13 protein-coding genes are annotated in these 11,296 nt (G+C 52.2%); 8 read left to right on the top strand and 5 right to left on the bottom strand.

Features of this window, described 5'->3' with window-relative positions:
• Together sodC and VRC33_RS09930 are read right to left on the bottom strand one after the other, a co-directional pair.
• Entirely contained in the window at positions 1-519 is a 519-nt protein-coding gene (gene sodC, locus VRC33_RS09935; RefSeq protein ID WP_338563330.1) for a superoxide dismutase [Cu-Zn] SodC, read from the bottom strand.
• A gap of 125 nt (positions 520-644) precedes the next feature.
• Positions 645-884: a DUF1289 domain-containing protein gene (locus VRC33_RS09930; protein ID WP_338563329.1), complete on the bottom strand. Its 240-nt coding sequence runs from the start codon at positions 882-884 to the stop codon at positions 645-647.
• Positions 885-1,109: 225 nt separating this feature from the next.
• On the opposite strand from VRC33_RS09930, the gene eptA reads away from it, so the two are divergent.
• The 5 genes from eptA (at position 1,110) to rnt (ending at position 5,860) form a co-directional block, all read left to right on the top strand.
• Positions 1,110-2,741 carry a phosphoethanolamine transferase EptA gene (gene eptA / locus VRC33_RS09925; RefSeq protein ID WP_338563328.1) on the top strand — a complete coding sequence of 544 codons (1,632 nt, stop codon included), beginning with the start codon at positions 1,110-1,112 and terminating at the stop codon, positions 2,739-2,741.
• A gap of 46 nt (positions 2,742-2,787) precedes the next feature.
• Positions 2,788-3,381 carry a TetR/AcrR family transcriptional regulator gene (locus VRC33_RS09920; protein ID WP_338563325.1) on the top strand — a complete coding sequence of 198 codons (594 nt, stop codon included), beginning with the start codon at positions 2,788-2,790 and terminating at the stop codon, positions 3,379-3,381.
• 43 nt (positions 3,382-3,424) lie between these two features.
• Positions 3,425-4,528: an alkene reductase gene (locus VRC33_RS09915; RefSeq protein ID WP_338563323.1), complete on the top strand. Its 1,104-nt coding sequence runs from the start codon at positions 3,425-3,427 to the stop codon at positions 4,526-4,528.
• Positions 4,529-4,692: 164 nt separating this feature from the next.
• Positions 4,693-5,100, top strand: coding sequence for a lactoylglutathione lyase (gene gloA, locus VRC33_RS09910; protein ID WP_338563320.1), 408 nt, complete (start codon positions 4,693-4,695; stop codon positions 5,098-5,100).
• Positions 5,101-5,200: 100 nt separating this feature from the next.
• The gene (gene rnt / locus VRC33_RS09905; RefSeq protein ID WP_338563317.1) at positions 5,201-5,860 is read left to right on the top strand and encodes a ribonuclease T; all 660 of its coding nucleotides are present in this window, start codon (positions 5,201-5,203) and stop codon (positions 5,858-5,860) included.
• A 46-nt stretch (positions 5,861-5,906) separates the two neighbouring features.
• On the opposite strand, the gene VRC33_RS09900 is transcribed toward rnt, so the two are convergent.
• On the bottom strand, positions 5,907-6,245 hold the full coding sequence (locus VRC33_RS09900; protein WP_338563315.1) for a Grx4 family monothiol glutaredoxin: 339 nt from the start codon (positions 6,243-6,245) through the stop codon (positions 5,907-5,909).
• Between the two features lie 370 nt (positions 6,246-6,615).
• Here VRC33_RS09900 and VRC33_RS09895 point away from each other — a divergent pair, with 370 nt between their 5' ends.
• The gene (locus VRC33_RS09895) at positions 6,616-7,437 is read left to right on the top strand and encodes a C40 family peptidase (protein ID WP_338563313.1); all 822 of its coding nucleotides are present in this window, start codon (positions 6,616-6,618) and stop codon (positions 7,435-7,437) included.
• Between the two features lie 39 nt (positions 7,438-7,476).
• On the opposite strand, the gene VRC33_RS09890 is transcribed toward VRC33_RS09895, so the two are convergent.
• On the bottom strand, positions 7,477-7,566 hold the full coding sequence (locus VRC33_RS09890; RefSeq protein WP_338563310.1) for a YnhF family membrane protein: 90 nt from the start codon (positions 7,564-7,566) through the stop codon (positions 7,477-7,479).
• Positions 7,567-7,849: 283 nt separating this feature from the next.
• On the opposite strand from VRC33_RS09890, the gene purR reads away from it, so the two are divergent.
• Positions 7,850-8,875, top strand: coding sequence for an HTH-type transcriptional repressor PurR (gene purR, locus VRC33_RS09885; protein WP_338563308.1), 1,026 nt, complete (start codon positions 7,850-7,852; stop codon positions 8,873-8,875).
• On the opposite strand, the gene punR is transcribed toward purR, so the two are convergent.
• Positions 8,872-9,804, bottom strand: coding sequence for a DNA-binding transcriptional activator PunR (gene punR, locus VRC33_RS09880; protein ID WP_338563306.1), 933 nt, complete (start codon positions 9,802-9,804; stop codon positions 8,872-8,874). The two genes, purR and punR, sit on opposite strands and share 4 nt — an antisense overlap.
• A gap of 112 nt (positions 9,805-9,916) precedes the next feature.
• Between punR and punC the strand changes: the two genes are divergently transcribed.
• The gene (gene punC / locus VRC33_RS09875) at positions 9,917-11,107 is read left to right on the top strand and encodes a purine nucleoside transporter PunC (RefSeq protein ID WP_338563303.1); all 1,191 of its coding nucleotides are present in this window, start codon (positions 9,917-9,919) and stop codon (positions 11,105-11,107) included.
• Positions 11,108-11,296 lie beyond the last annotated feature (189 nt).

Here is an 11,296-nt window from a genome sequence, read left to right as displayed (position 1 = left end):
TCAGATTACGCCGCAGGCAAACCGATCGCCCCCGCCGCCCAGCGGTGAAGGGCTGTCGGAATGGTTGTCGCCGCCGACATGAATCATCAGCGCTTTGCCTTTAATTTCTGACAGCTTTTTGATTCGCGGTGCCAGCACGGGATAGGTTGCCATGCCGTCATCAGTGACAAATAATGCTGGCAAATCACCGAGATGCCCGTTCTGCCAGGGCCCCAGATGCTTGCCGGTCTTGTCCGGATCCAGATGGCCTCCCGCAGCGCCAGCCGGCACGACTTTACCCTCTTTGGTTTGAGGTTCACAACTGCCATTAGCGTGCACATGAAAACCATGAATGCCAGCAGGAAGGGATTTCAAATCGGGGGTAAAGGTTACGCCATAGGGCGTTTCTTCAAGGGTTATCATGCCCAGACTCTGACCAGCCCCTTGAGGTGTAGCCAGCTTCATTTCAACCTTTTCACTGGCTGCATGAGCGATGCCCCCTGCGGCCAGTAACAGCACCAGTACGGTTAAGCGTTTCATACACTCTCCTTCATTATTCTTCCCAGAGTAGAGCCTTAAGTCTGGTCAGTTTCGGGAAAAATGCCTGAAAAAATGCGCTGGCTGACGCATCTTTACGGTAAAGCCTGGCCGGAAGCGTACCCGCTTCAGAACAATTCAGGTTGCTCTGGCTCGTCGGGAATATCGGCTTTGCTGGCCCGTTGCAGGCGAAGAAAACGCCGGTGACAAAGGCGGATAACCTCCCGCTTTTGCGCATCGGTAAATTTCATCCAGTTAAAGCGTTCGTCACGGCTTCGCATACAGCCGCGACAATATCCCCGTTCATCTGCCTGACAGATCCCTTTACAGGGACTGGGCACCGGGAAAAACTCAAGTTGTTCTGCCACCGCCCCTCCTGATGGAATATCTGTACTCTATTGAAGATCGGTTATTGGCTGCCCGCAAGTCTGTTGGGCAATATTTGCTCATCCTTTCCGGTACTGGCGCTGTAACTGTCGAAACTTTTAGTTAAATATGAGCAGAACTTCATTTCGTAATGTTGAGGAGAGGTTAAGGTTTCACTAAGGTTGTCTCGCTATCCTGAACGCTGAATTATTCATTAATGGTCAGCCATGAAACCTGTGATAAAGTTACGTTGTAACGAGCCCGCTTTTAACATCTTCGCTGCGCTTTTCTTTACCTTTATCCTGAATGCCGTGTTCTTAATGCGCGCCTGGGAGACGATTCCCTATACTTCGTTCCGGGATACTCTGTTTGCTGCAACGCTGCCTGTTGTGCTGTTCAGTGCTTTTTTATTCCTGTTTAATCTCTTCGCCCTGCCGTGGATTCGTAAACCGCTGCTAATCATTTTGCTGCTTATCAGCGTGGCGGCAAACTATTTTATTTACAGCTTTGGCACCGTTATCGACACCAACATGATCCAGAACGTGTTCGAAACCGATGCTCAGGAAGCCACCTCCCTGTTCAGCCTGCATTATCTGCTGTGGATGACAGTAGCGGGGGTAATTCCTGCCATTATTATTGCTGTAGTCAAAATCAACACTAATCGTCCCTGGTGGATGAATATTGCCCGACGTGTGGTAACAGCGCTGGCCGCTGTGGTCATTATCCTGCTGGTTGCCGCGTTATTTTATAAAGATTATGCCTCGCTGGTGCGTAACAATAAGGGTCTGGTCAAGATGATCACTCCGGCCAACGTGGTCAGCGGCGTGGGCCACTATGCAGATAGTCGCTGGTTTGCCGGCGATCAGACTCTGGTAAAAATTGGGCTGGACGCCCATAAAGGGCCACTAATCAGCGCAGAGAAAAAGAAAACGCTGGTGATATTTGTGCTGGGAGAGACGGGCCGGGCAGAGGACTTTTCCCTGGGCGGTTACGCCAGAGAAACCAACCCCCGGCTGAAAACGGATAACGTCATCTATTATCCGAATGCCACTTCCTGCGGAACAGAGACGGCCATTTCGGTACCCTGCATGTTCTCTAATATGCCCCGAACGCATTATGACGCCAACCTCGCGCATCACCAGGAAGGCGTTCTGGATGTCATGGCGCATGCCGGCGTGAATGTGCTGTGGCGTGAGAACGACGGCGGCTGTAAAGGCGCCTGCGACCGCGTGCCACACACGGACATGACTAAATGGAAAGTCAGCGAACTGTGCAGAAGTGACTACTGCCTGGATGATGTTTTACTGCATCGCCTGAATAATTACATCGACAGTGTGAAAGACGATACGGTGATTGTGTTGCATCAGATGGGCAGTCATGGCCCGGCTTACTATCTGCGCTATCCTGCTGAAGAGCGTAAGTTCACGCCGACCTGTGACAGCAACCAGATCCAGGACTGCGATCATCAGGCGCTGGTGAACACCTATGACAACTCGATTCTCTATACCGATTCTATGGTGCACGACACCATCAGCCTGCTGAAATCCTGGAGCGGTAAATTCAATGTTGCACTTGTTTACCTTTCCGATCATGGAGAGTCATTGGGTGAACATGGCATGTATCTGCACGGTGCCCCTTATCTGTTCGCGCCCACTCAGCAGACGCACATCCCCCTGTTGCTGTGGATGTCGCCGGATTATGCCAGCACTTTTGGGATAAATCAGGGCTGTATGCATACTGCGGCAAAAACCCAGTCAGTCTCGCAGGACAATATTTTCCATACCCTGCTGGGAATGATGAATGTGCAGACCAGTGAGTATCAACCCGCGCTGGATATGATCAAATCGTGCCAGACCTGAGCCATGAGATTTGTACCAGACCGATCGGTCTGGTACTGTACCCGGTATGAAAACACCCCGCTTTGATACCAGAGAACATATCCTGCTTACCGGAGAAGAGCTGTGCATCCAGCGCGGCTTTAACGGTATGGGATTGATCGAACTGCTGAAAGTAGCAGAGGTGCCTAAAGGGTCGTTTTACCACTACTTCCCTTCGAAAGAGGCGTTTGGAGTAGCGATGCTTGAACGTTATTTTGCCGTTTATCACCAACGCTTCAGTCACTGGCTTGGCGATCATCAGGGCAATCAGCGTCAACGTGTCCTCGACTATTATCAGCAATCGTTGAATACTTTCTGTCAGGAAAGCTCATTCGCCGGTTGTCTGTCAGTGAAGTTGTCTGCTGAAGTTTGCGATCTCTCCGAACCTATGCGCATCGCTCTGGATGCCGGTTCTAAGGCGTTGATCGCCACGCTGACATCCGCACTGGAACGCGCTGTGCAACAGGGGTCGCTGAAGCTTGAAAATACCCCTCATGCCTGTGCACAAAATCTTTATATGCTGTGGCTTGGTGCCAGTCTGCAAAGCAAAATCTCCCGTGACAGCACACCGCTGGTGAACGCGTGGCAGGAGATGAACCGTATGCTGCCAGAGCCACGTTAAAAAAAACTCAGTTACTAGTCGACCGGTCTACCAGGAGTAAGTAATGGAATTGAAGAAGCTGTTTACCCCGTTAAAAATGGGTGCGATCACCGTTCCTAACCGCGTATTAATGGCGCCACTCACTCGCCTGCGCAGTATTGAACCGGGTGATGTCCCTACGCCGCTGATGGCTGAATATTACAGCCAGCGCGCCAGTGCCGGGTTGATCATCAGCGAAGCGACACAAATCTCTGCCCAGGCCAAGGGCTATGCCGGTGCGCCGGGCCTGCACTCTTCCGAACAGATTGCTGCGTGGAAAAATATCAACGACGGTATTCATGCCAACGGCGGTCACAGTGCCGTGCAGCTCTGGCACACAGGCCGTATCTCCCACACCAGCGTGCAGCCTGAAGGTAAAGCCCCCGTTTCCTCTTCGGCCATCAATGCTGAAACGCGCACCTCGCTGCGTGATGAGCAGGGCCAGGCGATCCGTGAAGCGACCTCCACGCCGCGTGCGCTTGAGCTGGATGAAATCAAAGAGGTGGTTAATGACTTCCGTCAGGCCGTGATTAACGCCCGTGAAGCCGATTTCGATCTTGTTGAACTGCATTCCGCACATGGCTATCTGATCCATCAGTTCCTCTCTCCGGCGTCAAACCAGCGCACTGACATTTACGGCGGCAGCGTTGAAAACCGTACCCGTTTCGCCCTGGAAGTGGTTGATGCAGCGATCGATGGCTGGAGTGCCGACCGTATCGGCATCCGCATTTCGCCACTGGGACCGTTCAACGGCCTGGACAATGGCGAAGATCAGGAAGCAGCAGCACTCTACTACATCACGGAACTGGCAAAACGTAATCTGGCCTTCCTGCACATCTCAGAACCGGACTGGGCCGGTGGTAAGCCCTACAGCGAAGCTTTCCGTAAAGCTATCCGCGCTGCGTATCCGGGCGTGATTATCGGCGCTGGTGCTTATACCGCAGAAAAAGCTGAAGAATTGATCGAAAAAGGGCTGATTGACGCTGCTGCCTTTGGCCGCGTGTTTATTGCCAACCCCGATTTGGTTGAGCGTTTCCGCATAAAAGCCCCCCTGAATGAGCAGCGTCCTGAGCTGTTCTACGGCGGTGGCGCTGAAGGCTATACCGACTATCCTACGCTTGCGGGTTAATTTACCCTGAGCGTTGAAACCAGGCTGCGCAGTGCGCGGCCTTTTCTGTTCTTGCTTTCAGCCGGGATTCTTAGCCCTCAGGGGCTGCCCTGCAGTAAAATCATCGCTATACTTAATTTTTTTACTCGTCATCGGATGATGACGCTTTTTACCAAGAGGATGTTATGCGCTTACTTCACACCATGCTTCGCGTTGGCGATCTGCAACGCTCCGTAGATTTTTACACCAAAGTTTTAGGCATGCGCCTGCTGCGTACCAGCGAAAACACCGAATATAAATACACTCTGGCCTTTGTTGGCTACACCGAAGAGAGCGAAGGTGCAGTGATTGAGCTGACCTACAACTGGGGTGTGGACAGCTACAATCTGGGCGATGCCTATGGCCATATCGCGCTGGGTGTTGATGATGTGGCAGCAACCTGTGACCGCATCCGCGCTGACGGTGGCAACGTCACCCGTGAAGCGGGTCCGGTTAAAGGCGGCACCACCATCATTGCCTTTGTTGAAGATCCGGATGGCTACAAAATTGAACTGATTGAGAACAAACACGCTGGCCACGGCCTGGGTGCTTAATTTTTTCAGGGGTGTCCGGTGGACACCTCCCTTCCCCTGCTGCATCTCGCGGTGAAATTTGCCATAATGCGCGCTGCATTTTTTCGCCAATGAGATCCTGATGTCTGAATCGAACGAACTGAACGCCCTCAGCAGCCGTTTTCGCGGTTTTTATCCGGTAGTGATTGATGTGGAAACCGCCGGGTTTGATGCGAAGACCAACGCATTACTGGAAATTGCCGCCGTCACCCTGAAAATGGATGAGAATGGCTGGCTGGAGAAGGATGAAACGCTCCATTTCCACGTAGAGCCGTTTGAAGGTTCCGTTCTGCAACCTGAAGCATTGGCCTTTAACGGCATAGACCCTGCCAATCCGCTGCGCGGCGCGGTAAGTGAATATGAAGCCCTGCATGCTATTTTCAAGATGGTACGCAAAGGCCTTAAAGATCATGGCTGCAACCGCGCGATTATGGTGGCCCATAATGCAACCTTCGATCTCAATTTCACCAACGCTGCCGCTGAGCGTGCGGGTTTGAAACGTAACCCTTTCCACCCCTTCGTCACCTTTGATACTGCTGCATTAAGCGGGCTGGTATTGGGTCAGACCGTGCTGGCTAAAGCCTGCGCCGCAGCGGGAATGGCTTTTGACAGTTCTCAGGCTCACTCTGCCCTGTACGATACGGTGCAAACCGCAGACCTGTTCTGCGAACTGGTTAACAGGTGGAAGCGTTTGGGTGGCTGGCCATTACCTTTGCCGGAAGATGCGGAAAACGAAGCGTAAAAAAAGGCGGAGATTTGCATCTCCGCCTTTTTTATTTTACTGCCGCTTATTCAGCAGCGTCAGAAGGGTATTTCTGAGCTGTCTCTTTGATCAGCTGCTGCAGTTCGCCCTGCTGATACATCTGAATGATGATGTCGCAACCACCGACCAGCTCACCATCAATCCATAACTGCGGGAAGGTTGGCCAGTTGGCGTATTTTGGCAGCTCAGCACGAATTTCCGGGTTCTGCAGAATATCTACATAGGCAAAACGCTCGCCGCAGGCAGAGAGTGCCTGAACGGCCTGGGCAGAAAAGCCACAGCTTGGCAGTTTTGGTGAACCTTTCATGTAGAGCAGAATCGGGTTTTCTGCTATCTGGCGCTCAATTTTCTCAATAGTACTCATAAATGGCTTCCTTAAACGGATACTTCGTGTCTATTTATTGTAGCGACTCTGTCCCTCTGATGAAAACGACATTTTCAGCAGGATGATGCGCCGGCGAACCTGAAAACCTGCCCACTGAACAATAAAGTAACATTTTGCTGCTGTTTTCGTCGGATTAATCATTAAGATAAGCCTTATGATTGCGCAGATAACCAGCTGATTCAGCTTATTTTTACAGGTTTTACTTGTTCTGTATCATTGAAACAAAAAAGACCTTACCTTTTGTTAATAAGTTAGATTAGAATTGCGAAATGTCCCTGCTGAAAAGCAGAATCCCCTGTTTCTGACGCGTTCCGGCCACCCGCCTGAGCACAAATGGTTAATGGTAACGATGCGTTTACTCATCACGCTTTTCATGCTGGCCTTTGCCCAGCTGTTTTTTAACATGGCGCACGCATCGCCACATGCGCCTGTTAATGCAAATCACCATAAAGCAGATGCCGCCACCCCTGCCCGCGAAGATGAGCGACGTAAACGCCGGACGGTAAAAACCAGCGCTACCAAAAAAGTTAAAGAGTCCACCAGCAAGAAACCCCGCGACGTTACCGCTAATAAGCCCCGGCTTAAAAAGAAAGCCCCTCAGCAGACAACTACCCTCACCGCCGGCAAATATAAAAAGAAAACTGCGCTGCACGATGAGAAAAAACGCTACGGGCGTCGTGGCAAAATAATTAAAAAATCTGAAGAGCTGACCGCAGGCTCGCTTTCTGCCCCGCTTAAATTGAGCAAAGCTCACCGTGCCCGCTACCAGAAAGCACGCGAAACGGCGATGACCAAGCTGATGGGCCAGTTGGGTAAACCTTATCAGTGGGGTGGGACTTCACCTAAAACCGGTTTTGATTGCAGTGGGCTGGTCTGGTATGCCTATAAAGATTTAGTGAAGTTTAAAATCCCGCGAACGGCGAACGAGATGTATCACCTGCGTGATGCCGCTAACATCAAACGGGATGAACTGGAAAAAGGCGATCTGGTCTTCTTCCGCATCAATGGCCGGGGCACGGCAGATCATGTTGGTGTCTATCTGGGCGGTGGGAAGTTTATCCAGTCTCCGCGTACGGGCAAAGATATTCAGGTCAGCGCGCTGGGCGAAGATTACTGGCAGCGTCACTACATTGGTGCCCGCCGGGTGATGACGCCAAAAACGATTCGTTAAGCGCTGAAAACAAGGGCCGGGCAATCGGCCCCTGAAGGTTTAATGCATAACGGCGGTAAAGCTGAAAGCAATAATGACCAGCAGTGCTCCCAGCGTGGTCATTAACGATAACTTCAGATCGGTGTCCATATGTGCTCCTGAATAACCCTACAATTAATGGTGTCATTGATTTTCCCATACTTGTCAGTAAAAATCTCGTTTTCTCTGCTCAGCCTTGTTAGAATCCTTTTTTTGTTGCGCAACGGCCCGCGCCTTGTGGCGTTCCGCGGTCGGCAGGCAATCCCCTTTCCTTTCTGACGTCTCCGTAAGCATCAAAAAAACGTCGTATGACGTCAGATTTTCATCCTTACCAGGCAAACGATTAACAACAGACTTATCATCAAGTTAAGATAAGCGCAGGAGTAGCTATTTCATGGCAACGATAAAAGATGTGGCCAGACAGGCAGGCGTGTCTACCACCACCGTATCGCATGTTATTAACAAGACGCGTTTCGTCGCAGAAGAGACACGTGAAGCAGTATGGGCCGCAATCAAGGCGCTTCACTATTCACCCAGCGCCGTGGCCCGCAGTCTCAAAGTGAATCACACTAAAACTATCGGGCTGCTGGCAACGTCCAGCGAAGCGCCCTATTTTGCTGAAATTATTGAAGCCATAGAGAATCGTTGTTTTGCCAAAGGCTATACGTTGATCCTGGGCAATGCGCATAACGAACTGCAAAAGCAGCAGGCCTATCTCTCCATGATGGCGCAGAAGCGTGTGGATGGCCTGCTGGTGATGTGTTCCGAATATCCTGAACCTCTGATCAGGATGCTGGAAGAGCATCGCAATATACCGATGGTCGTCATGGACTGGGGTGAATCCCGTGGCGACTTCACCGATACCGTTCTGGATAACGCTTTTCAGGGTGGCTATCTGGCCGGGCGTTACCTGATTGACCGCGGGCACCGTGATATTGGCGTGATCCCTGGCCAGTTGGAACGCAATACGGGCGGGGGTCGCCATGCTGGTTTTCTGAAGGCTTTGTCAGAAGCAGGCATAACTTTGCGCCCGGAGTGGCTGGTTCAGGGAGATTTTGAACCTGAGTCCGGTTATCAGGCCATGCAGAAAATTTTATCGCAGAAGCAGCGCCCCACGGCAGTATTTTGTGGTGGCGACGTCATGGCAATGGGCGCGATTTGTGCTGCAGATGAGCTGGGCTTACGCGTGCCCCAGGACATTTCCGTGATCGGTTATGACAATGTGCGCAACGCCCGCTATTTCACACCGGCATTGACCACCGTCCATCAGCCTAAAGAACGCCTGGGCGAAACGGCTTTTGATATGTTGCTGGACCGTATCACCAGCAAGCGCGAAGATCCGCAGACCATAGAGGTTCATCCATCATTGATTGAACGCCGTTCAGTAGCAGATGGCCCCTTCCTGGACTATCGACGCTAACCGACGCTGTCGCCTGCTGAATTATCCTCGCGCAGCCATTCACTGTTTAAGGTGTCGCTTTCACCCAGGTAGTCCAGCAGCCAGCTCAATGCGGGCGAGGCCTGTTGTTCAGACCAGCTTACGCAACAGGGACTGTCGGGAAACGCCGTCTCAAGCGTTAACTCATGCAGCGCGCCGCTTTGTAACAGGGGGCGTGCGAAATGACCCGGGACCATCCCCACGCAAAGCCCGGCCAGCAGGCAGTCGAAGCCGCTTTCCCATTCCGGCACCACCAGACGACGCTGATTATCCAGCGTCCAGGTGGTTCTTTTAGGTAAGGCACGGGAGGTGTCCTCAATCACCAGCGAGGGCCATTCCCGGATAGCTTCCTCACTGACCTCACCCGTTAATGCAGCCAGCGGGTGCCCGGCCCCCACCACGCAACGCCAGTTCAACGCGCCCATATTGCGAAAGGCAAAACGTCCACCCACCGGAATAGCCTGAGTGGCACCAATAGCGACATCCACACGGCCATCTGCCAGCGCATCCCAGACACCATTAAACACCTCCGCAGAAAGATGCAGCTCCATGTCCGGAAAATGGCGGTAAAAATCGACCACTAACTGCCGTGTGCGCCGGGGCTTAACTATGCGATCCACGGCGATATTTATCTGCCCCCGCCAGCCGTTGGCGACCTGCTGACACTGACGGCGGGTGGCGAGCATTTTTTTGATAACACTTCGCCCCTCCTGGATGAACACCGCGCCGGCTGCGGTTAATACCACATCCCGGTGACGGCGCTCAAACAGCGGAACGGCCAGCCACTCTTCCAGTTGCCGGACGGTATAACTGATGGCTGAAGGCACGCGATGCAGCTCAGCTGCTGCTGCGGTGAAACTGCCGCTACGCGCCACTGCATCAACCACTTCAAGAGAATGTTCTGACCACATAATCTGCCTGCAATATTTTTGAACGCAACCTGCAAATATTACCGTTTCACAACATAAAGGGCACGCGATTACACTCTGCGGCGTTTCATTCATCTGAATAAAAGAGCTACTCATGCCCGCTAAAGGATTCATTGTCTACCTCGCGCTGCTAAGCATTGCCGGTTTTCTCGCCACCGATATGTACCTGCCCGCTTTCGGCGCCATGCAGCAGGACCTGCAAACAGACGCAGGCGCAATCAGCGCCAGCCTCAGCCTGTTTCTCGCGGGCTTCGCCAGTGCCCAGTTGTTCTGGGGGCCGCTGTCAGATCGCATCGGTCGCAAGCCGGTTTTACTGATGGGGCTGAGCCTGTTTGCGGTGAGTTGTGCTGCTATGTGGTGGGTGGAATCTGCAACCCTATTGCTGGCGCTGCGTTTCATCCAGGCAGTGGGGATTTGTGCGGCGGCTGTAACCTGGCAGGCGCTGGTAGTGGATCGCTATCCTGCGACGCAGGCTAACCGTGTCTTTGCCTCTATTATGCCGCTGGTAGCGCTCTCTCCTGCTCTTGCGCCGCTGCTTGGCGCGTGGTTGTTGAATCACTTTAGCTGGCGGGTCATTTTTCTTACGCTGATGCTGGTGGCGGTGGTATTGCTGATTTCCACGCTCTTCATAGCCTCCTCCGGGAAGAAAAACCCTGCTGCACCGGTTTCAGCAACCGGTTTTTTCAGTCTGCTGAAATCCCCGGCTTTCACCGGCAACGTTTTGATTTACTCCGCCTGTTCGGCCAGCTTTTTCGCCTGGTTGACGGGGTCCCCTTTTATTTTGGGTGCGCTGGGTATGTCGCCGGGCGATATCGGTTTGAGCTATGTTCCTCAGACTCTGGCCTTTTTGATCGGAGGTTATGGCTGCCGCTCACTGCTTAAACGTACCGAAGGGCATTCACTGCTTCCCTGGCTGATTGCGGTTTACTCGCTGAGTATTCTGGCCTTCTTTATTGCTGCGCAGAGGGATACCCCTTCACTGTATGGATTGCTCATACCTTTCTGTGGAATTGCACTGGCGAACGGAGCGATTTATCCGGTAGTGGTATCGAATGCGTTACTGCCCTTTCCGGAGTCCAGTGGTAAGGCCGCAGCTCTGCAGAACACGTTACAGCTGGGGTTATGCTGCGTTGCCAGCATGATAGTCTCTGCTTTTATCTCCACGTCACTGCTGACCACCTCCCTGGTGATGGGATCCACTGTTGTTTTGGTGGGTATCGGCTATATTTTACAACGGGTGAAGTCTGAAAAGCTGGCGCTGGCGGGCAGTCATAACGGTCATTAAGGCGTCAAATCAATTGATTAGCATCCTAACAATAATCAATTGAATATTGCCTGACGTGAGCATATACTCCTTTCAGGCATCAAAAAAACAACAGGTTACAACCTTTTTTTATCCTGACAGGGTGGTCAGCATTTTCTTTGCGCAACGTTCGTTGCGCAACTCTGCAGGTATTCAAATCAATTCTCTGTA

Source organism: Erwinia sp. E_sp_B01_1 (assembly GCF_036865545.1).
GTDB lineage: Bacteria > Pseudomonadota > Gammaproteobacteria > Enterobacterales > Enterobacteriaceae > Erwinia.
The sequence above is the reverse complement of the archived record's forward strand: the minus strand, read 5'-3'. Positions and strand labels throughout refer to the sequence as shown.